This window comes from Bradyrhizobium sp. ISRA442, assembly GCF_038085055.1.
In the GTDB taxonomy this organism is placed as follows: domain Bacteria; phylum Pseudomonadota; class Alphaproteobacteria; order Rhizobiales; family Xanthobacteraceae; genus Bradyrhizobium.
Genome location: NZ_JALGCN010000009.1, coordinates 129,122 through 150,550, shown reverse-complemented (window position 1 = coordinate 150,550; position 21,429 = coordinate 129,122). Strand labels below are relative to the sequence as shown.

General features: G+C 65.3%; 20 protein-coding genes. 8 read left to right on the top strand and 12 right to left on the bottom strand.

Features of this window, described 5'->3' with window-relative positions:
• Positions 1–10: 10 nt before the first annotated feature.
• Complete coding sequence (locus MTR72_RS20355) at positions 11–1,144, bottom strand: MFS transporter (RefSeq protein ID WP_280964788.1); 1,134 nt, start codon at positions 1,142–1,144, stop codon at positions 11–13.
• Positions 1,145–1,752: 608 nt separating this feature from the next.
• Here MTR72_RS20355 and MTR72_RS20350 point away from each other — a divergent pair.
• Genes MTR72_RS20350 through MTR72_RS20330 form a run of 5 tightly spaced genes read left to right on the top strand, consistent with a single transcriptional unit; the run spans position 1,753 to position 7,252 of the window.
• Positions 1,753–3,357 carry an ABC transporter substrate-binding protein gene (locus MTR72_RS20350; protein WP_280964787.1) on the top strand — a complete coding sequence of 535 codons (1,605 nt, stop codon included), beginning with the start codon at positions 1,753–1,755 and terminating at the stop codon, positions 3,355–3,357.
• 17 nt (positions 3,358–3,374) lie between these two features.
• The gene (locus tag MTR72_RS20345) at positions 3,375–4,316 is read left to right on the top strand and encodes an ABC transporter permease (RefSeq protein WP_280964786.1); all 942 of its coding nucleotides are present in this window, start codon (positions 3,375–3,377) and stop codon (positions 4,314–4,316) included.
• The gene (locus tag MTR72_RS20340) at positions 4,313–5,236 is read left to right on the top strand and encodes an ABC transporter permease (protein WP_280964785.1); all 924 of its coding nucleotides are present in this window, start codon (positions 4,313–4,315) and stop codon (positions 5,234–5,236) included. The genes MTR72_RS20345 and MTR72_RS20340 overlap by 4 nt, the downstream gene beginning before the upstream one ends.
• Before the next feature lie 19 nt (positions 5,237–5,255).
• Positions 5,256–6,245 (top strand): ABC transporter ATP-binding protein, encoded by a 990-nt coding sequence (locus MTR72_RS20335; RefSeq protein WP_280964784.1) that lies wholly within the window; start codon positions 5,256–5,258, stop codon positions 6,243–6,245.
• The gene (locus MTR72_RS20330) at positions 6,242–7,252 is read left to right on the top strand and encodes an ABC transporter ATP-binding protein (protein WP_280964783.1); all 1,011 of its coding nucleotides are present in this window, start codon (positions 6,242–6,244) and stop codon (positions 7,250–7,252) included. Before MTR72_RS20335 ends, MTR72_RS20330 begins: the two co-directional genes overlap by 4 nt.
• On the opposite strand, the gene MTR72_RS20325 is transcribed toward MTR72_RS20330, so the two are convergent.
• From MTR72_RS20325 to MTR72_RS20275, 11 genes are all read right to left on the bottom strand, one after another.
• On the bottom strand, positions 7,224–7,511 hold the full coding sequence (locus tag MTR72_RS20325) for a YciI family protein (protein ID WP_280964782.1): 288 nt from the start codon (positions 7,509–7,511) through the stop codon (positions 7,224–7,226). The two genes, MTR72_RS20330 and MTR72_RS20325, sit on opposite strands and share 29 nt — an antisense overlap.
• A gap of 66 nt (positions 7,512–7,577) precedes the next feature.
• Positions 7,578–8,555: a sugar ABC transporter substrate-binding protein gene (locus tag MTR72_RS20320; protein ID WP_280964781.1), complete on the bottom strand. Its 978-nt coding sequence runs from the start codon at positions 8,553–8,555 to the stop codon at positions 7,578–7,580.
• Positions 8,556–8,597: 42 nt separating this feature from the next.
• Positions 8,598–9,575 carry an ABC transporter permease gene (locus MTR72_RS20315; RefSeq protein ID WP_341510873.1) on the bottom strand — a complete coding sequence of 326 codons (978 nt, stop codon included), beginning with the start codon at positions 9,573–9,575 and terminating at the stop codon, positions 8,598–8,600.
• Entirely contained in the window at positions 9,572–10,522 is a 951-nt protein-coding gene (locus tag MTR72_RS20310; protein WP_280964779.1) for an ABC transporter permease, read from the bottom strand. The genes MTR72_RS20315 and MTR72_RS20310 overlap by 4 nt, the downstream gene beginning before the upstream one ends.
• The gene (locus tag MTR72_RS20305; protein ID WP_280964778.1) at positions 10,515–12,041 is read right to left on the bottom strand and encodes a sugar ABC transporter ATP-binding protein; all 1,527 of its coding nucleotides are present in this window, start codon (positions 12,039–12,041) and stop codon (positions 10,515–10,517) included. The genes MTR72_RS20310 and MTR72_RS20305 overlap by 8 nt, the downstream gene beginning before the upstream one ends.
• A complete protein-coding gene (locus MTR72_RS20300; RefSeq protein WP_341510872.1) occupies positions 12,038–13,432 on the bottom strand; it encodes an FAD-linked oxidase C-terminal domain-containing protein in 1,395 nt (464 codons plus the stop codon). The genes MTR72_RS20305 and MTR72_RS20300 overlap by 4 nt, the downstream gene beginning before the upstream one ends.
• Before the next feature lie 61 nt (positions 13,433–13,493).
• On the bottom strand, positions 13,494–14,381 hold the full coding sequence (locus MTR72_RS20295) for an intradiol ring-cleavage dioxygenase (protein WP_280964776.1): 888 nt from the start codon (positions 14,379–14,381) through the stop codon (positions 13,494–13,496).
• A gap of 15 nt (positions 14,382–14,396) precedes the next feature.
• On the bottom strand, positions 14,397–15,299 hold the full coding sequence (locus tag MTR72_RS20290; RefSeq protein WP_280964775.1) for an NAD(P)-dependent oxidoreductase: 903 nt from the start codon (positions 15,297–15,299) through the stop codon (positions 14,397–14,399).
• Between the two features lie 21 nt (positions 15,300–15,320).
• Positions 15,321–16,694 (bottom strand): amidohydrolase family protein, encoded by a 1,374-nt coding sequence (locus tag MTR72_RS20285; protein ID WP_280964774.1) that lies wholly within the window; start codon positions 16,692–16,694, stop codon positions 15,321–15,323.
• A 4-nt stretch (positions 16,695–16,698) separates the two neighbouring features.
• Positions 16,699–17,778 (bottom strand): maleylacetate reductase, encoded by a 1,080-nt coding sequence (locus MTR72_RS20280; protein ID WP_280964773.1) that lies wholly within the window; start codon positions 17,776–17,778, stop codon positions 16,699–16,701.
• Complete coding sequence (locus MTR72_RS20275) at positions 17,775–18,098, bottom strand: Dabb family protein (RefSeq protein ID WP_280964772.1); 324 nt, start codon at positions 18,096–18,098, stop codon at positions 17,775–17,777. Before MTR72_RS20275 ends, MTR72_RS20280 begins: the two co-directional genes overlap by 4 nt.
• A 108-nt stretch (positions 18,099–18,206) precedes the next feature.
• Between MTR72_RS20275 and MTR72_RS20270 the strand changes: the two genes are divergently transcribed.
• From MTR72_RS20270 to MTR72_RS20260, 3 genes are read left to right on the top strand one after another with little or no spacing between them, the layout of a single operon-like run.
• Positions 18,207–19,130 (top strand): LysR family transcriptional regulator, encoded by a 924-nt coding sequence (locus tag MTR72_RS20270; protein ID WP_280964771.1) that lies wholly within the window; start codon positions 18,207–18,209, stop codon positions 19,128–19,130.
• A gap of 48 nt (positions 19,131–19,178) precedes the next feature.
• The gene (locus tag MTR72_RS20265; RefSeq protein WP_280964770.1) at positions 19,179–19,643 is read left to right on the top strand and encodes a MarR family winged helix-turn-helix transcriptional regulator; all 465 of its coding nucleotides are present in this window, start codon (positions 19,179–19,181) and stop codon (positions 19,641–19,643) included.
• 46 nt (positions 19,644–19,689) lie between these two features.
• The gene (locus MTR72_RS20260) at positions 19,690–21,399 is read left to right on the top strand and encodes an FAD-dependent oxidoreductase (protein ID WP_280964769.1); all 1,710 of its coding nucleotides are present in this window, start codon (positions 19,690–19,692) and stop codon (positions 21,397–21,399) included.
• Positions 21,400–21,429 lie beyond the last annotated feature (30 nt).

The window sequence follows — 21,429 nt, the reverse complement described above, 5'->3', positions numbered from 1 at the left end:
GCGCGCTTTTCTACTTCGCCGTGACCGTGCGCGCCGAGAGCGTGACGAGGCACATCAGCGCGGCGAGCATCCAGAACGCCAACGGCAGGCCGCCGGCATGGGCGACAAAACCAATGCCGGCGGGGCCGATCAGAATGCCCGCATAGCCGGCGGTGGTGATCGCCGCCACCGCAAGCCCGACCGGCATCGCGGTTTGCGTGGCGGAACGGCGGAACAGCACCGGCACCAGGTTTGAAGCGCCGAGGCCGATGAGCAGGAAGCCGGCCATTGCAACGGCCGCGCCGGTTGCGAGCAGCAGCACCGCAAGACCCGCGACTGCAAGCAAACTTCCCGACACCAGCGTCGCGCGATCGCCGACACGCGCCACGACGGCGTCGCCGCCGAGCCGCCCCGCCGTCATTGCGATCGAGAATACGATGTAGCCGATGCCGCCTTGCGCCTCGCCGACGAGGTCGGCGCCGATGACGAGCAGCGCGCCCCAGTCGAGGATTGCGCCCTCGACCAGAAAGGTGATGGCGGCAAGCAGCGCGAGCAAGAGCACGATGCCGTGCGGAAGGACGAACAGCGGCCCGTCCTGCGTCTGCGGCGAGCGTAAGAGGCGCGGCCAGGCAAGCCCCATCGCGAGCAGCATCAGCATAGAGCAGATCAGCGTGCTTGCGAGTGGTGCAAGGTGGAATGAGAGCAGGGTCGTCATCACGGCGGATCCGGCGAACCCGCCGATGCTGAAGAGCGCATGAAAGCCGGACATCAGCGGCTGCCCCGCCGCGCGCTCCACCTCGACCGCATGGATGTTCACGGCGACGTCGATGGAGCCGAGCGAGGCGCCGAATGCGAGCAGCGCCAGCGCCAGCGCCACGGGCGAGCCCACGATTGTCAGCAGCGGCAGCACGAGGGCGAGGCCGAGCCCGCCGGCGATGATGATCGGCTTGCTGCCATAGCGCGCGCTCAGGATCCCCGTTGCGAGCATCGCGACGACGGAGCCGATGCCGAGGCTGAGCAGCAGCAAGCCAAGGACCGCATCATCGACGGCAAGCCGTTCCTTGGCGAACGGCACCAGCGGCGCCCAGCACGCGATACCGAAGCCCGCGACCAGAAACGAAAGCCGTGTCGCAAGCCGTGTCGCCGGCCGGTCGGCTGAAGTCATCGATGAAACTCCGGGGAAGGAAGCGCGCGATCACGGGAGAGGAGGATGCTTAGATCATCAACCAGGGTCGCATGCCAGGGTTCCGACAGCGCAGCGAGTTGACGAATTGTGTCATCGTGACATCGCAACTTATGCCGTCATTGCGCGCCAACGGGTCCGCGCGGAGCGCGGCCCGATGACGCGAGCCCGGAATCCATCGTGCAGCGTGCGACGCGGAGAAATCGATACCGGGCTCGCGCCAAATGGCGCGCCCCATTGCGCACTTGCGCAATGTGGAATGACAGCGAATGGGCCACTGGCTGCCCTGTCTCTCCCCTGTGCATAGGGTGCGCAATGTCTTGGCACAGGGGCCTCATGGGTGCCAGCCGGCGCCCGACCTTCCCTGTGCCCTCTCATCGAGGGAACGACGAGGCGCGCCGATTGCGGCAGTGTCGAGCTGCTTGCGTGGAAGTGCCAAGAGAGAAGTGCCAAGAGAAGTGTCAAGGGTCGATCAGAATCCTGTTGGCCAAAGCTCGATTGCTGGCATACCATTTGCACCGCGACGGCGTCGGTTTCACCAGCGCTCGGTCCTTGAGCGGCTGGCATCACAGCACCACGGGGAGGACTTCATGGATCGCAGGACCGTATTGAAGGGACTGGCCGGCGCAGGCGGTCTGGCATTGACCAGTGGCCTCGCTGCCCCCGCGCTGGCGCAAGGCGCCGCCGCACGCACCCTCCGTTTCGTGCCGCAAGCCAACCTCGCCAATTTCGATCCGATCTGGGGCACGCAATACGTCGTGCGCAACGCCGCCGCGCTGGTCTGGGATACACTTTATGGGATCGACGCGCAGCTCCAGCCGCAGCGCCAGATGGTCGAGTCCGAGGAGGTGACCGACGACGGCACGACCTGGACGTTCAAACTGCGGCCGGGGCTGAAGTTCCATGACGGCGAGCCGGTGCTGAGCAAGGACGTCGTCGCGAGCCTCTCGCGCTGGGCGGCGCGCGATCCGATGGGCCTGATGATCAAGGCCCTGCAACAGGAGCTCACCGCCGTCGACGACCGCACCTTCAAATGGGTCCTGAAGCAGCCCTTCCCGAAGATGCTCTACGCGCTCGCCAAGAACAATTCGCCTTGCAGCTTCATCATGCCCGAGCGCATCGCGCAGACCGACCCGTTCAAGCAGATCACCGACTATGTCGGCTCCGGGCCAATGAAGTTCGCCAAGTCCGAGTGGGTGCCCGGCGCGAAGTCCGTGTTCGAGAAGTTCGCCGACTATGTGCCGCGGCAGGAGAAGGCGTCCTGGCTCGCCGGCGGCAAGCAGATCCTGGTCGATCGCGTGGAGTGGGTGGTGATGCCGGATCCGGCCACCGCGGCTGCCGCCTTGCAGAACGGCGAGGTCGATTGGTGGGAGAACCCGATTGCCGACCTCGTCCCCGTGCTGAAAAAGAACAAGAACATCAGCGTCGACATCGGCGATCCCCTGGGAAATATCGGATCGTTCCGCATGAATCACCTGTTCCCGCCCTTCAACGACGTGCGGGCGCGCCGCGCGGTGCTGATGGCGCTCAGTCAGGAAGACTACATGCGCGCGATCGTCGGGGACGACAATGCGCTCTGGAAGCCGCTGCCCGGCTTCTTCACGCCGGACACGCCGCTCTATAGCGAACTGGGCGGCGAGATCCTGAAGGGCAAGCGCGATTTCGACGCTGCCAAGAAGCTGCTCGCCGAAAGCGGCTATGCGGGCCAGCCGGTCACGTGCCTCGTGGCGCAGGACCAGCCGATCACCAAGGCGCAGGGCGACGTGACTGCGGACCTCCTGAAGAGGCTCGGCATGAATGTCGACTTCGTCGCGACCGACTGGGGCACGGTCGGCTCCCGCCGCGCGCAGAAGACACCGCCAGGGCAGGGTGGCTGGAACATGTTCCACACCTGGCATGCGGGCGCCGATTGCATCAATCCCGCCCCGTACACCGCCGTTCGCGCCAATGGCGACAAGGCCTGGTTCGGCTGGCCCAACAGCCCAGGCGTCGAGAAGGAGGTCACGGCCTGGTTCGACGCCAAGAATCTCGACGAGGAGAAGGCCGCAGTCGGTCGCCTCAACAAGGCGGCGCTCGAGGACGTCGTCTACGCGCCGACCGGTTTCTTCCTGAGCTACACGGCCTGGCGCAAGAACGTTGCCGGCATCACCAAGGGGCCGTTGCCGTTCTTCTGGGGCGTGTCGAAGTCCGCATGACGGTGCGCTGAAGCCAGATGCTCTCCTATATCCTCCGGCGCATCGTCGCGACCTTGCCGGTGATGGCGATCGTCGCTCTGTTCGTGTTCAGCCTGCTCTACATCGCGCCCGGTGATCCGGCCGTGGTGATTGCAGGCGATCAGGCGAGCCCGGAGGATGTGGAGCGCATCCGTCAGAGCCTTGGCCTCGACCGCCCGTTCCTGATCCAGTTTGGTGACTGGGTCTGGCGCATCCTGCACGGCGATCTCGGCACCTCGATCTTCACCAACCTGCCGGTCTCCGCAATGATCGGACAGCGTCTCGGACCGACGCTGTCGCTGATGACCGTCACCCTCCTGCTCACGATCGTCGTCGCGGTGCCGCTCGGAGTGGTGGCTGCGTGGAAGGCGGGAAGCCTGATCGACCGTGCCATCATGGCGTTCGCCGTGTTCGGCTTCTCGTTGCCGGTCTTCGTGGTCGGCTACATGCTCGCCTACATCTTCGCGCTCGAGCTCGAATGGCTTCCGGTGCAGGGCTACACGCCGCTCAGCGATGGCTTTTGGCCGTGGCTGGAGAATTTGATCCTGCCGGCGATCGCGCTCGGCTGCGTCTATATCGCCCTGGTCGCCCGGATCACGCGCGCTGCCATGCTCGAAGTGTTGCAGCAGGATTATATCCGCACCGCGCGCGCCAAGGGGTTGGGGCAGGGCGGTATCCTGTTCATTCACGCACTGAAAAACGCGGCGGTGCCGATCGTGACCGTGATCGGGATCGGCATCGCGCTCCTGATCGGCGGCGCGGTCGTGACCGAAAGCGTGTTCGCGATTCCCGGCCTCGGCCGGTTGACGGTGGATGCGATCCTGCGGCGTGACTATCCCGTCATCCAGGGCATCGTGCTGCTGTTCAGCTTCGTCTACGTGCTGGTCAACCTGTTGATCGACGTCATCTACACCCTGGTTGATCCGAGGATCCGCTATTGACCGACACGACCGTTAACACGCAGCCGCTTCCGGCCGGCCTCGTCATCGCACCGCAGCTCCCGGAGCTGCTGCAGCCGGTTAGGATCCGGCGCGGCATCATCGGCTTTCTGCGCGGCCATCCAACGGTCGCGATCGGCGGCGCGCTGCTCATTGTGCTCATCCTGATCGGGATCTTCGCGCCGTATCTTGGAACCGTCGATCCGACCGCGCTGGCCCCCGCCAAGCGCACCCGCGCGCCGTCGGCCGATTTCTGGTTCGGCACCGACGTGCTCGGCCGCGACATCTATTCGCGCGTGCTCTATGGAGCACGAGTCTCACTCACGGTTGGTCTATCGGTTGCGACACTTGCCTCGTTTGCCGGCCTCGCGATCGGCGTCGTGTCCGGCTTCGTGCGCTGGGCCGACGGCGTCGTGATGCGGTTCATGGACGGGTTGATGGCGATCCCGCCGATCCTGCTGGCGATCGCGCTGATGGCGTTGACGCGAGGCAGCGTCGGCAACGTCATCCTGGCCATCACCATCGCCGAGATCCCGCGCGTCTCGCGCCTCGTGCGCAGTGTCGTGCTTTCGCTGCGCGAGCAGCCGTATGTGGACGCGGCCGTGGCCTGCGGCACGCGTACGCCGATGATCATCCTGCGCCATATCCTGCCCAACACGCTCGCGCCGATGCTGGTCCAGGCGACCTACATCTGCGCCAGCGCCATGATCACGGAGGCGATCTTGTCGTTCATCGGCGCCGGCACGCCGCCCACCGTTCCGTCCTGGGGCAACATCATGGCCGAGGGCCGCGCGCTGTGGCAGGTCAAGCCCTACATCGTGTTCTTTCCTGCGGCTTTCCTGTCCGTCACCGTGCTCGCCGTGAACCTGCTCGGCGATGGTCTTCGCGATGCGCTCGATCCGCGCATGGCCAAGCGTCTCTAGCGCGTCGAGTCGAATCGCGATGGCCTTGCTCGAAGTCGAGAATCTGCAAACCCACTTCCGCACACCCGGCGGCATCAACCGCGCGGTCGAAGGCGTGTCGTTCCACGTCAACGAAGGCGAAACGCTGGCGATCGTCGGCGAGTCCGGCTGCGGCAAGTCGGTCACCTCGATGTCGCTGATGCGGCTGATCCCGGAGCCGCCGGGCCGGATCGCGGGCACCATCCGCTTCGCGGGCAGAGACCTGCTGCAGCTTTCCGATCGGGAGATGCGCGCCATTCGCGGCAACGACGTCTCGATGATCTTCCAGGAGCCGATGACGAGCCTCAATCCGGTTCTGACTGTCGGCCGGCAGATCCGCGAAACGCTGATGATGCATCAGGGCCTCGACAAGCAGAAGGCCGAAGCGCGCGCAATCGAGATGCTCACGCTGGTCGGCATCCCCGAGCCGAAGCGGCGCGTGCGCGAATATCCGCATCAGCTCTCCGGCGGCATGCGCCAGCGTGTGATGATCGCGATCGCGCTCGCATGCAATCCAAAGCTTTTGATCGCGGACGAGCCGACCACCGCGCTCGATGTGACGATCCAGGCGCAGATCCTTAAACTGATGCTGGATCTCAAGAGCCGGGTCGGTGCGGCGATCATCCTGATCACCCACGATCTCGGCGTCGTCGCCGAGATCGCCGAGCGTGTCATGGTCATGTATGCCGGCCGCAAGGTCGAGGAGGCGCCGGTGGCCGAGCTGTTTCGCGCGCCGCGCCATCCCTACACGCAAGGCCTGCTCGGCGCGGTGCCGAGGCTCGGCTCCTCGCTCTCCGGTGCCTCGAAACGGCTGGCCGAGATTCCCGGCCAAGTGCCGGATCTGCGCAAGCCGATCACCGGCTGTGTCTTTGCCGGACGTTGTCCGCTGGTGACCGATCTTTGTCGCCAATATGCGCCGGGCCTCGAAGAGAAGGGCCCTCGACATATCGCCGCCTGTCACTACGCCGCCAAAGGAGCCGCCGCGGCATGAGTCCTCCGCTGCTCCAGGTCAATGACCTCAAGAAGCATTTTCCGGTGCGCGCCGGCTTGTTCGGCCGCAGGTCCGAGCGGGTCTACGCGGTGGACGGGGTGTCCTTCGAGATCGAGCGCGGCGAGACGCTGTCGCTCGTGGGCGAATCCGGCTGCGGCAAGTCGACGGTCGGCCGCGCCATCCTGCGTCTCATCGACGTCACGGCCGGCCAGGTGATCCTCGACGGCCAGCGCATCGATGACGCCTCACCGCGCGCCCTCCGCCAGATGCGCCGCCGCGTGCAGGTCGTGTTCCAGGATCCGTTCTCGAGCCTCAATCCGCGGATGCGCGTGCGCGACATCCTGGCCGAGCCAATCCGCAATTTTGGTCTTGCGAAGTCGGCAACCGACCTCGAGGCACGCGTGGCGTCGCTGATGGACACCGTGCGGCTGCCGCGCGAGGCGCTGAACCGCAGGCCGCACGAGTTTTCGGGCGGCCAGCGTCAGCGCATCGGGATCGCGCGGGCGCTCGCGGCCGACCCCGAGCTGATCGTCTGCGACGAGGCGGTCTCCGCGCTTGATGTCTCCGTGAAGGCGCAGATCGTCAACCTGCTACAGGACCTCCAGCGCGAGTTCGGCCTCGCGCTGCTCTTCATCAGCCATGATCTGGCGATCGTCGAGCACATGACCCATCGCGTCGCGGTGATGTATCTCGGCAAGATCGTCGAGCTGGCGCCGAAGCAGGAGATCTTCGCCGCGCCGAGACATCCTTACACCCAGGCGCTGCTGTCGGCGGTGCCGGTGCCCGAGCCGGGCGCTGCGCGCAGCCCGATCATCCTGCGCGGCGACGTGCCCAGCCCGATCCGCCCGCCGAGCGGATGCCGCTTCCACACCCGCTGTCCGTTTGCTTTCGATCGCTGCCGGACCGAAGAACCGCAGCTCCGCGCCACCGGAAGCAATCAATGGGTGGCGTGTCATCTTGAGGAGCCGCCGCAGGGACTCAACCCTGGCGGCGCAGGAAGCCGGTGATCGTGACCTTTTCCCAGATGCCTGCGGCGGCGAAAGGATCGGCGCGGTTGAAGGCTTCGACCTCGGCGCGGCCGGGAGCTTCGATCAGGAACAGGCTGCCGATCATGGTCTGGCCGTCGTCCGAGACGAGGGGGCCCGACATCACGATCTTGACGCCAAAGCGCGAGGTGTCGCTCAGGAAGGCCTTGTGGGCGTCGTAGTTGGAAAGCCGGATCGGCAGCGCGCCGGCGCGGTCGAGCGCGTGAATTGCGAACAGCATTGTAACTCCAGTCTTGATGGACGGCCGCAGAGAGCGGCCGTCCAGGCTTGCGATGATGTGCGGAGTCTATTTGCTGCCGAGCTTGCCGGCCTCCTCGAAGGTCGGGCAGCTCCGCTGCTCCAGCGGAACATCGAACGGCTTGTAATTGTCCTTGGTGATGACGGTCGGCTTCAGCACGATCTCGTTGATGACCGGCTGGTCGCGCAGGGAGCGGATCGCCATCATGGTGCCGAGGCAACCCTGCGCAAAGCCGTTATAGTCGCCGCTGGCGAGCAGCTTGCCCGACTTGATGGCGTCGATCGCCTCCTTGGTGCCGTTGATGCCGATCACCTGCGCCTTGCGGTTCGCGCCGTCGAGGGCCTCGATCGCGCCGACCGCCATGGCGTCGTTGGCGGCGAGAACGCCGTCGATCTGCGAGTTGGACTGCATCAAATTCTCCATCACCTGGAGCGCCTGGAGCCGCTGGTAGTTGCCGGGCTGCGAGGCCAGCAGCTTGGCACCCGGATTCTCCTTGATGGCGTCGTTGAAGCCTCTGATACGGTCGACGTTGGTCAGCGAGCCCTTGACGCCCTCGATGATGACGATGTTGCCCTTGCCGCCGAGCGTCTTGAGGAGATAGCGCGCGGTCTCGAGGCCGAGGCTGTAATCGTCGGCGCCGATGAAGGAGACGAACTTGCCGCCGGCGGAGCGGTCGGTGATGTTGACCACCGGGATCTTGGCCTCGTTGATCTTCTCGACCCCCGGCACCATGGCCTTGTAGTCGACGGGGATGAAGACGATCGAGCTCGGCTTCTTCACCACGACGTCCTCGATCTGGCTGAGCTGCTCGGGGATCGAGTCGGGCTTGGTCGGGATGTAGTGCAGCGTCTTGGCGTTCATCGTCTTGGCCGCAACGTCGGCGCCGACCCGCACGGTCTGGAAATAGGGATTGGTCTGGTTCTTGGTGAAGACGGCGATGGTCTCGCCGTCGGCGCGGGCCTGCGTGGTCAACGCGGCGACCATCAGAAGCGGCAGTGCCAGGTAGCCCAGTTTCCGGTGTCTCATGTCGTCTCCATCCCTCATTTTGGCTTGTTGGATATCAGGAACTCATTGCCCGCGGCGCCGGGTCTTCATGTCCAGCCAGACGGCGAGAATGACGATGATGCCGGTGACGAGCGGCTGCCAGTTGGCGCTGACCGACAAGAGGTTCATGCCGTTCAACACCAGCGTCAGGATCAGCGCGCCGACGAAGGTGCCGAACACGGTGCCGAGGCCGCCGAACAGCGATGTGCCGCCGATCAGCACGGCCGCGATCGCGGGCAGCGTCAGGGTCTCGCCGATATCGGCCTCGGCCGAATTGAGCCGCGACAGGAAGATGATAGAGGCTAGGCCCGCCATGGTGCCGGACACGGCATAGACGAGGAGCAGGCGCCGGGCGACCGGAATGCCGGAGAGCCGTGCCGCGACTGGATTGGCGCCGATCGCATAAATCTCCTGGCCCCAGATCGTCCGCTGCGCGAACAGTGTCCCGATCGAAAGGAAGATCAGGAGCAAATAAACCGGGATCGGCAGGCCGAAGAGATAGCCGCTGCCGATCTGACGGAAGCCGGCGGGGAAGCCGTGGATGGTGTCGCCGGCCATGTACCAGTAGGTGAGGCCGTTCAGCACCCACAGCATGCCATAGGTGGCGATGAAGGAGGGGATGCGCAGCGCGGTGACCATGATGCCGTTGAGCAAGCCGACGACGCCGCCGACGACCAGCGCGGTGAGGATGCCGAGCACGGGCGAGCCGGTCTGGTGGATCACCGTGCCGGCGAGGCAGGCGGACAGCGCGACATTGGCACCGACGGAGAGATCGAGGCCCGCGGTCAGCACCACCAGCGTCAGGCCTGACGCGATGAAGAAGGTCAGGCTCGCCTGTCGCAGCACGTTGAGGATGTTGCCGAGGCTCAGGAAGGAATCGCTGAGCACCGCAAGCACAGCGCAGATCAGGAACGCGGCGAGCAGGCGATAGAAGAGCTGGATCGCGTCCTGCGACAGGAACGAGCGGGGCGGTGCGATGGTCTCTTTGGTGATGTCGGTCATGACCGGCTCCGAAGGCCATCGAGGAACAGTGCGACGATGACGAGGACGCCGACGCTCGCGACCTGCACCGAGGACGGCAGCGAGATCAGGTTCAACCCGTTGCGCAGCACGCCCACCGCGATCACGCCGAGCACGGTGCCGAGCAGCCAGCCATTGCCACGCTCGAACGAGGTGCCGCCGACCGCCACGGCTGCGATGGCGTCGAATTCGAGGCCGAGACCCGCGGTCGGATGCCCGGAATTCATGCGCGCGGTCATCAAAAGGCCGGCGATGCCGGCCATGGCGCCGCCGATCGCATAGACCGCGATCAGGAGCCGGTTCGCGGAGAGGCCGGCATAGCGCAGTGCCTCGCGATTGCCGCCGAGGGCGAAGATGTAGGTGCCGAAGCGGGTATGATAGAGCAGGACGTGAAACGCTGCATAGGTGACGAGCGCCATCACGATCGGCACAGGAACGCCCAGAAGCGTTGCGGAATAGATGTCCCGTACGCTGTGGGGGATGCCGACCACGCTCTGGCCGTCGCTGACGATCAGCGACAGGCCCTGTGCCATGCCGAGCGTGCCGAGTGTCGCGACGAAAGGCGGAATGCGGAGGATCGCAACCAGCCAGCCGTTGACGGTGCCGAAGGCCGCGCCGACCAGCAGGCCCGCGCCCAGGCCCAGCAGCATCGACTTGGTCGCGAGCGACACGATCGCAACGCAGAGCGAGGTCAGCGTCAACACCGCGCCCATCGACAGATCCAGGCCTTCCGTCATGATGATCAGCGTCATCGGCAGCGCGAGCATGGTCAGGATCGTCGACTGCACCAGCACGTTGGAGAGGTTGGCGACCGACAGGAAGCCCGGCGCGAGCACGCCGAACAGCGCGATCAGAAGCACCAGCACGATGGCGACGCCGGGAATGCGTTGCAGCGGATTTGGTTGTGATGCGACCGCGGCCTCACGCATGATGCATCCCCAGTCGCACGATGTTTTCCTCCGTCAGCTCATTGCGCGTCAGATGCCCGGCGATACGGCCCTCGCGCATCACATAGGCGCGGTCGCAGACATGGCAGATCTCGACCTGCTCGGACGAGATCATCAGCGCCGCCGCGCCTTCGGCGACCAGACGGTCGATCAGGGCGAAGATCTCGGATTTGGCGCCGATGTCGATGCCCCGCGTCGGCTCGTCGAAGATGAAGAGCTTTGCGCCGGCCGCCAGCCACTTGCCGATCACAACTTTCTGCTGATTGCCGCCGGAGAGCAGGCCGGCGGTCTGACGCGCGCTCGGCGTCGCGATACGGAGCTGTCGGATCAGGCTGTCGGATGTGCGCAATGCATTGCGCTGGTCGAACAGGCCGCTCGGGAACAGCTTTCGCAACGCCGAGACGACGAGATTGTCGCTGACGGAGCGGAGCAGCGCGAGCCCCTCGCTCTTGCGGCTCTCCGGGATCAGCGCGATGCCGCGGCGGGCCGCGATGTCGGGCTCTCCGGAGATCGCCTTGCCGTCGAAGATGATCTCGCCGGAGGTCACGGGATCCGCGCCGAAGATGGCGCGCGCGACCTCGCTGCGACCCGAGCCGACAAGGCCACACAGGCCGACGATCTCGCCCTGGCGCACCTCGATGTTGATGTCGGAAATGCCGGTCGGCGCCGCCAGATCCTTGACCCTGAGCAGCACCTCGCCAGCCTTGTCGGCAAAATTGCGCGGATAGGTCATGTCGACGTTGCGGCCGACCATCATGCGGACGAGCTGGTCCGGGGTGACGTCGGCGGGGCGGACGCCGTCGATGCGACGACCGTCGCGCAGCACGGTGATGCGGTCGCCAAGCGCGAATACTTCGGCCATGCGGTGGGAGATGTAGACGATGGAAACGCCATCGGCCTTCAGCCGCGCGATCAGCGCGAACAAGAGTTCGGTCTCGCGGTCGGACAGCGCCGCGGTTGGCTCGTCCATCACCAGGATGCGGGCGTTCTGGCTGATCGCTTTCGCAATCTCGACCATCTGCTGCTGCGCCACGCCAAGCTTGTCGACGGTGATGGCGGGATCAATGTCGAAGCCGATCGTGTCGAGCACGCGCCTGGCGTCGGCCAGGATCCTGCGGCGGTCGATCGTGCCGGGAATGCGCCCCTTCGGCTCGCGGCCGAGGAAGATGTTTTGCGCGATATCGAGATGGGGGACGAGCGAGAATTCCTGGAAGATCACGGCAATGCCGAGCTTCTGCGCGTCGGCGGCCGAGCTGATCGCGACCTTTTCACCCTTGTAGAAGAACTCGCCGGCATCGGCGCGATAGGCGCCGCACAGCACCTTCATCAGGCTTGACTTGCCGGCGCCGTTCTCGCCGAGCAGCATGTGGACCTCGCCGGGGAAAACGGCGAAGGACACGTCGTCCAGCGCCTTGACGCCGGGAAATTCCTTGCTGATGCCGCGCAGCTCCAGCAGCGGCGCGGGCGAGGGGGCCTCAGTGGGCAAGATCGCCGTGCTCATGCCTGGGCTCCGCCTGCAAAGATCTTTCCGGGGTTCATCAGGCCGTTCGGATCGAGTGCCCGCTTGATCGATCGCATCACATCGACGGCTTCGCCGAGCTCGTCGGCGAGATAGTCGATCTTGCCGAGCCCGATGCCGTGCTCGCCGGTGCAGGTGCCGTCCATGGCAATGGCGCGGCCGACCATGCGGGCCTGCAGCGCCTTGGCGGCTTCGGCCTCATCCAATCTTGCCGGATCGATCAGGATCAGCATGTGGAAATTGCCGTCGCCGACGTGGCCGACGATCGGGGCCGTAAAGCCGTGCTCGTCTGCGTCCCTTCGCGTCTCGGTCAGGCATTCGGCGAGCCGCGAGATCGGCACGCAGACATCCGTGATCACGGCGCGTGCGTCGGGCCGCAAGCCGAGGCCGGCATAGAGCGTGTTGTCACGGGCATGCCAGAGCCGGCTGCGGTCTTCCGGGGCCTTGGCCCAGGCGAAGCCATGACCGCCATGGTCGGCGGCGATGGCCTGCGCGGCCTCGGCTTGCTCGGCGACGGAGGTCTCGGAACCATGGAATTCGAAGAACAGGGTCGGGGCCTCGCGATAGCCGAGCTTTGCATAGGCATTGATGCCCCGCATCATGACATCGTCGAGCAGCTCGATGCGCGCCACGGGAATGGCGGACTGGATCACGGAGATCGCCGTGTCGACGGCATCGTGCAGGGTATCGAAGCTGCAGACCGCCGCCGAGATCGCCTGCGGCACGGGATGGAGCTTGAGTGTGATCTCGGTGATGATCCCGAGTGTGCCTTCCGCGCCGACGAACATCCGCGTCAGATCGTAGCCGGCAGCGGTTTTGCGCGCGCGCTGTGAGGTGCGGATCACGCGCCCGTCGGCCAGCACCACCTCCAGCGCCATGACATTGTCCTTCATGGTGCCGTAGCGCACGGCCATGGTGCCCGAAGCGCGGGTCGATGTCATGCCGCCGATCGAGGCGTCGGCGCCGGGATCGATCGGGAAGAACAGGCCCGTGCCGCGCAGCGCCGCGTTGAGCTGCTTTCGCGTGATGCCGGGCTGCACGACGACGTCCATGTCGCTCTCATGCACCGCCAGCACCTTGTTCATGCGCGCGAAGTCGAAGCAGACGCCGCCCGCGACCGACGCCGCGTTACCCTCAAGCGAGGTGCCGGCGCCAAAGGGTATGATCGGCATACTCGCGCTGCCACACAGCTTGACGATCTCGGCGACCTCCTGCGTCGTCTCCGGGAACACCACGATGTCCGGCGGCAGGTTGCGATAGTGGGATTCGCTCTGCCCATGCTGATCGAGCACGCCGCGCGCAACGCTCGCGCGCGGGCCAATCATGCCTGTGAGGCGATCGGCCAATGCTGCTGTGCTGACCCGCGGTCCCATCCTTGCTCCCTCTCTGCCCCCGATGCCGGACTCTTGTCGGTCCGTTCCGCTACCGTCCGGCTTAGGCGGCTTGCACGTTGCTCGCAACCTGCTTCAAGCCGAAATCATAGTTGAGATGAAAATACGCGCTATCCACCATGCGACCATCCGGCGCACGGCCGGGCGGGTGGCGGACGAACTCGCGGATCAGGCTGTCCTTGACGCCGAACACCACGTCACTGTCGAGATACTGGTCGCCGGCAACGAATACGTGGGTCACGAGCTGCTCGAAGCCCGGTGCGGAGATCATGAAATGCACGTGCGCGGGGCGCCAGGGATGGCGACCCTGCGCCTCGAGCATCTCGCCGACCGGGCCGTCATGCGGAACAGGATAGGCGGCGGGCTTGATCGACCAGAAATGGAAGCGGCCGTTGGCGTCGGTGTGGAAGCGTGCGCGCATGGCGAGATCGCCGCCGATGTCGTCGAGCTGCTGCACGTCGTAATAGCCGTCATCGTCGGAATGCCAGACGTCGACAATGGCGCCCGCAAGTGGCCGTCCATCGACGGTCGAGACCGAGCCGGTGACCAGCATCGGGTCGCCCTCCATCGGGCCCGAGATATCCGCGCCGCTGTCCTTCTCCGGCGCGGCCTGCACGAAGAACGGCCCCAGCACCGTGGTCTCGGTCGCACCTTCCGGCATCGGATGGTTGATCGCGTCGACCAGCATGGAGACGCCGAGCGTGTCCGACAGCAGAATGAACTCCTGGCGCTTGTCATCGCACATGTGACCCGTGCGGGTCAGGAAATCGATGCCGTATTCCCATTCCTTCTGGGTCGGGCGCACCTCGCGCACGAAGGCATGAAGATGGCGCACCAGCGCCTCGCTGACCTCTTTGATCCGCGGATCCGTCGCGTCCTTGATCCGCTCCAGCACTGCGTCCGTGATCGTGTTCTCGTTGAAGTTACGCATATGTGCCTCCGTGGATCAGAGTTTGGGCTCGCCGAGGCCGGACAGCCGCTCGAGATGCTTGACGGTTGCGATAAAGTCGGTCTCGCCGTCGCCTTGCGCGACCAGCGAACCGTAGGTCTCGCGCACCTGGGCCGCGAGCTGCAGCGGCACGCCGACGGCGTGGCCGGCCCCTAAGATCAGATCGAGATCCTTCGCCATCTGCTTGCAGGAGAAGGTGGACTCGAAATCGCGGGTCCGGAGCGGTGCGGTCTTGTACTTCACCATCGGCGAGGCGACCGCGCTGTCGTCGAGCACTTTCAATATGTCCTGCCAGGCGATGCCGCCCTTGCGTGCCAGCGCCAGGCTCTCGGCCATCATGGCTGCGGAGACTGCAATCATCAGATTGACGGCGAGCTTGGCGTAGCGCGCCTCTTCGCCGGGCCCGAGATAGGTCTGGGCGCGGGTGAAGGCGGCGAACAGCGGTTTTGTGCGCTCGAAGGCGTCCTTGGGGCCCGAGACGAAGCAGGTCAGCGCGCCGGTGTGAACGATGCTGGCATTGCCGGAGACCGGCGCGCGCAGGTAGATGACGCCGCGCGCCTGCGCGGCCGCATCGACCTCGGCGGACGCCTCGGCGCTTACGGTGCTGGTCTCGATCAGCACGGCGCCAGGGGCCATCGCGCCGATGAGTCCGGTGGGGCCGAGCATCACGGCGCGCAACGCCGCGTCATCGGGCAGGGACGTGACGACCGCAGCCCTGCCGTTCACCGCATCAGTGGGCGAAGCGGCTGTCGAAATGCCTTGCGTGCGCGCCTCGTTGAGCCGCGCGGCGCTCTGATCGAAGGCGGTCACGGCGTAGCCGGCCTTGGCGACGAGCACCGACATCGGCAGGCCCATCTTGCCGATCCCGATAAAGGCGACATTCTTCGAAGCGTCTGTCATTGTTGTTGTCCGTTGGCGCCGCTAGGCGGCGCGTCCCTGTCGTTCGATGTCCTGCACCAGCCGCTGGCCGGATTGCGCGAGCAGCGCTTTCTTCGTCTCCAGCCCCTCAACCAGCAGCCGACCGTTCCGTTTCTTCCAGGTGCCGCCGATCATGACGGCCTCGATATTGGCGAGGCTCGTCTGCATCACGACGGTGGAAACGGGATCGTGCACCGGGAAGAGATTGAGATCGGACGCATTGATGATGACGAGGTCGGCGAGTTTGCCCGGTGTCAGCGAGCCGATCTGGTCCTCGCGGCCGAGCATGCGCGCGCCTTCCGTCGTGATCCAGTGCAGCGCCTCGCGCGCCGGAATCGTGGTGGTCGCCGGAATCGTGCCGTTGGCCCTGCGTGTCTCAGCGTTGTCGAGCGCCCGCTGCATCGAGAGCGCGACGCGCGCGGCCGAGAAGAGATCGCCAGCCAGCACGGATTCGAGATCGATGCCGATCGTCGGGCGCACTCCGCGCTTGAAGAGCCGTCCGGTGATCGGAAAGCCGTGGCCCTGGATCATCTCGTTCTCCGGCGTCACCGAGAACGACACGCCGAGACCGACCAGGCGATCGAGGAGATCGTCAGGCAGGTCGTTGCCATGGACGATGTTGATGCCGGGGCCGACCAGGCGCGCCTCGATCAGCTTCTCCCAGCCGCCGGGCGTCTTGGCCGGACCGCCGCCCTGGTGCATCGATGCGATCAGGTTGAGTTCCCGCGCGAGGCGGAAGTCATGCATGGCGACATCGAGCGTCGAATAGTGCGGGCCGAGAATGGCGAGTCCAACCGTAACGAGACCGTCGCGGTCGGCGAGGGGGCCTGCCAGCAACCGCTCGACCTCGCGGCGTGGATGCGGAATCTCAGAGAAATGCGGCTCGCCAGGCTTCGGCTCGGGCTTCGGTGAGCCGTGGAAGAAGGCGGCGCGGATGCCACTCTCGATCAGGCCGCGCACGGCGGCGTCAGTGTGGTTGGGCGTCGGATTGTTGTGACACCAGTCGACCAGCGTGGTGGTGCCGCAATTGATCTGGTTCAGCGCGCCGACCAGCGTCGCGATGTAGATGTCCTCGGGCCGGAACACGGTTGCGAGGCCGGCATGCATGCGGCGGAAATATTCGAGCAGGGTCCAGTTCGCTGCGTAGCCGCGCAGCGCCGTCTGCCAGGTGTGCATATGCGCGTTGATAAGGCCGGGGATGACGATGCGCCCCGTACCGTCCACGATCTCGGTGTCGGCCGTGCCGCTGCCGAGATCGATCGATGGACGGACGTCAACGATGCGATTTCGCTCGACCAGCACGTCGCCGGTGCGAAGATCGCCAATCCTGTCATCCATGCTGATGACGACGGCGGATTTGATCAGCGTGCGTCGCATCGAATCAAGCCGCCGTTTTGGTTGCGCTCGGCGGATCGCCGGCCCAGGCACGCGCGATCAGGTCGCGGATGGCATTGCGCTCGAGCGGGCGCGGATTCCAGTAGGCGTTAGTGACCGCGAGATCAGCCGCCTTGTCGATGCCGCCCTCGGGCATGCCGACATCGCGCAGCGCAAGCTTTGCATTCAGCCGCTTCGCCAGATCGTAGAGTCCACGCGAAGCATCGGCGGCGCCGATCGCGCGCGAGATGCGCGCCATCGCATCGGGCACGGCGGGTGCGTTGTAGGCCAGCGCATGCGGCAGCACGATGGTGTGCGTCTCGGCGTGCGGCAAATCGAAGGTGCCGCCGAGGGTATGGCAGAGCTTGTGATGTAGCGCCATACCGACCGTGCCGAGGCAGACGCCGCACAGCCAGGCGCCATAGAGCGCCTCGGTGCGCGCCTCGCGGTCGTCGCTCTTGGCGGCTATCGCGGGCAGGGCGCGCGCGAGTGCGCGGATGCCTTCCTCCGCCATCAGCGAGGTGACGGGATTGGCGTCGCGCGCGTAAAGCGCTTCCACCGCATGCGCGATCGCGTTGATGCCGGAGGTCGCAGTGAGGCTCACCGGCAGCGTCAAGGTGAGATCGACGTCGTAGATCACGGTTTCAGGCAGCACCGCAGCATCGCGCACCGTGGTCTTCAGGCCGTTCTCGGTCTGACCGACGATCGGCGTCATCTCCGATCCGGCGTAAGTGGTGGGAATGCAGAGCTGGTTGACGCCGGTGCGCAGGGCCAGCGCCTTGCCAAGGCCGGTGGTCGATCCACCGCCGAGCGACACGACGCAGTCGGCATCGCACGCCTTCATGGCGGCAAGCGCCTGCTCCGTGACGTCGACCGGCGTATGCATGGTCGCGCCGGGAAAGATGCCGGCATAGAGTGGGCCAAGCGCCGCGCCGAGGCTTTTGCCCTGCGTCTCCTGCTGCGGCGTCGTCAGCACCAACGCGCGCTTGCCGCCGAGTCGCTCGACCTCGGCTTTGGCCGCGGCGAGCGTCCCGGTGCCGAACACGACACGGCAGGGGAGGTTTTCAAAGGTGAACGAACCGATCATGTGCCGGTCTCTTTGATGGGATAATCGACCTGGAAGCGACCGGTTCGCAAGTCGCCGAGCGCCTCGCGCACGCGCAGATGTTCCGGATGGTTGGCGTACGCGGCAAGCGCGGCCTGATTGGCAAACTCCGAGAACAGCACGACGTCGCAGGCGTAATCGACGGCGCTGACGTCGACGCCGACCTCGATGTGGGTGAGGCCGTCGATCCGGCCCTTGAGGCCTTCGAACAAGGTCTTGACCTTGAGCCGGGCGGCGGAGCGCTCCTCGGGGGTTTCCCCGCGCAGCCGCCACATCACGATGTGCCTGATCGGGCCCGACATTTTCCTGATTCCTCGCCTGCCGCTCTGCTTGTTTGCGCGGCATTTTGCCTTGCAGAACACGGAAATAAAGGCCAATAATTGTAAGTCTCTTTTTCGATATGTGAAAAAATGGACCGCTTGCTGCAGCTTGAAGTGTTCTCCAAGACGGCTGAGCTCGGCAGCCTCTCCAAAGCCGCCGAGGCGCTGCGGATGTCGAATGCGGCTGCCAGCCGCTATCTAGGTGCGCTGGAGGAGCGCCTTGCAGTCCGGCTGATCGAGCGCAACACCCGCCGATTGTGGTTGACGGAAGCGGGGCAGGAGCTGCTCGAACGTTGCGGTCCGGTTCTGAACGAATTGGCCGAAGCCGAGGACATCGTCAGCGATCGCGCCTTGTCGCCTCAGGGCATGCTGCGCGTCACCAGCTCGCTCTCCTTTGCGGTGATCTATCTGGCGCCGATGCTGCCGGCGTTTCGCGCGCGCTACCCGAAGCTCAACCTGCAGATCACCACCGCGAACCGATACCCGGATTTCATCGAGGCGGGCATCGACGTGGCGATCCGGACGCGCGAGCAGGAACCGGATTCGAACATCGTCGTGCGCCGTATCGGGCAGATGCGCCGTGTGCTGGCGGCCGCGCCGTCTTATCTCGCAAGCTGCGGCCGGCCGGAACAGCCGGCCGACCTCGCGCGTCACAACATGCTGGTCTACAACCTTGCCAACGATCCCTATTCCCTGCGCCTGCGCAAAGGCAATGGAGCGCAGACCATCCGCATCACGCCGACGCTCGACAGCAATGACGGCCAGGTCATCCGCGGCGCGGCACTGGCAGGGCTCGGCATCCTCATCCAGCCGCTCTACATCGTTCAGAGCGACATCGCGGCGGGCCGTCTCGTCCCGGTGCTGATGGATTGGGAGCTGCCTCTGCTCACCATGAACATCGCGTATCAGAACCGCGCCGGGCTGCCGGCCAAGATCAGGGTCTTTTCAGACTTCCTGGTGACTTACATCCGCGAGCATTCGGAGCCGGGGATCTGGATGGATGCAACGAAGTGAGCAAGATACATTCTCGAATTCAGACTGCTTCCAAGAAGGCACATCCATTTGAAAGCCAGGACATCCGGCACCGCGTGGCGACATGCCAATATCGGTCGCCTGCTCAATAACGCAGTGCGACGTTTCGAAGGTCGCGTGCTCGAATTGATGAGCGACAGGGGGCACGACGAAACGCGCATCGCGCATGTCAGCCTGACCCGCAATCTCGATGTGGAGGGGACGAGGCTCACCGAGCTTGCCCGCCGCGCATCCATGAGCAAGCAGGCGATGGGTGAGCTGGTCGATCAATGCGCCGAGCTCGGCCTCGTCGATCGCATTGCCGATCCGACAGATCGGCGCGCCCGTATCGTCATGTTCACGCCGGCCGGGATCAAATGGTTAGATGCGTTTCGCGATGCGGTCGACATTGCCGAACAGGAAATGCGCGCCGAACTCGGCAAGGCCACGATGGACGCGATCCTGAAGGGCCTCGCCGTCTATGGCGCGAAGTTCGATACGCTCGACGCAGATTAGTCAGGCTACTTGACGATATCGTCAGGCGACCTTACCATGCAGGATAATGCTGGTAGGGAGAAGCGTCTTGGAGATACGTCTGACGGCCTCGGTGCTCATCGTAGGCGGGGGCCCATGCGGGCTGATGCTGGTCAACGAGCTTGGCCGCCGCGGCGTGTCCGCGATCTTGGTCGATGAAAAGCCGGGGACGGCGTTCAATCCGCAGGCCAATGCGACGCAGGCCCGCTCGATGGAGCACTATCGGCGGCTGGGATTTGCCGACGAGATCAGACGAGAAGGCTTGCCTGCCGATTATCCGACCGATGTCGCGTACTTCACCCGTTATGCCGGCTATGAGCTGGCGCGGTTTTCGTTGCCGTCATCGTCACGCGCGAGCGAGCTCATCAAGGGCATGTCCGGCTCCTGGAGCGCCGCCGAACTGCCGCATCGCGTCTCGCAGAAATATGTCGAGGCGGTGCTGCGCCGGCATGCCGAACGGCTCCCTGGAATAAAGCTCAACTACGGTCATCGGCTGGTCAGCTACACCGAGAGCGATGAGGGCATCGTCGGCGACATCGAATGTCTCGATGATGGTCGCCGCTTTCAGCTCCATGCCGATTTCCTGGTCGGCGCCGACGGGCCGCGCTCGATGGTCCGGCAATCGCTCGGGATCGTCTATGGCGGCGAGACGGGAACGCAGCGCGATTTCATGGGCGGGCGGATGCTGGCGGTCTATCTCCGTTCACCTGATTTCTACGCGAACATCCCGCACGCCAAGGCGTGGATGTACAACTGCTTCAATGGCGATCGTCGTGCCTTCATGGCGTCCGTGAACGGTCGCGACGAATTCGCGTTCCATACGCAGCTCCGACCCGACGAAGACGAGAGTGCGATCGCCGTCAACGAGGCCAGGGCCGCGTTCCAGCGTGCCTGCGGCGCGCCGATCGATTGCGACGTGCTCTCGTTCCTGACCTGGACCGCAGGTCACGCGCTGGTCGCGACCGGAATGCAGCGGGGTAGGGTCTTCCTCGGCGGTGACGCGGCGCACCTGTTCACGCCAACCGGTGGGCTCGGCTACAACACCGCGATCGAGGACGCGGTCAATCTCGGCTGGAAGCTCGCAAGCATCGTCAAGGGCGTGAGCCCGGCTGCGCTGCTCGACAGCTACGAGGTGGAGCGGCGTCCGGTGGCACTCCGCAACACCGATTATGCGCGCCGCTTCGCCGACTCGCTCGGTCTGTTTGCGCCCGCGCCGGAGATCGAAGACGCCACGGAAGCAGGCGACGAGGCGCGGCGTAAGGCAGGTATCTATCTCGAGCGGCACGCCCGCGCCGAGTTCAACATCCCCGGCGTTACCTTCGGCGGACGTTACGACGGCTCGCCGGTCATTGTCTCCGACGGCAGCCAGCCGCCGCCCGACGCTGCAAATGTCTATGTCCCGAGCGCCTGTCCCGGCGGCCGCGCGCCGCATGCGTGGCTGGAGGACGGCGTGTCCCTGTACGACCTGTTCGGGTTCGAATGGACGCTGCTTCAGTTTGGGGAGGTCGTGCTCGCTCACACTCCGTTCGCCGAGGCTGTCCGCGCGCTTGGTGTCGACGTGAAACTCGTCACGCTGCCGAGATCCTTGCGCGATCTCTACGAGGCGGATCTCGCACTCATACGTCCTGACCAGATCGTGGCCTGGCGCGGCACCGTATCACAGGCCGGGATGATCGGGCGCGTCCTTGCCCGCGCGCTTGGGCACGGCGCGAGCGAGGGCGCGCGTCTGGCAAGCTGATCGATACCCGCCGCCGCACCCACCTGCGGC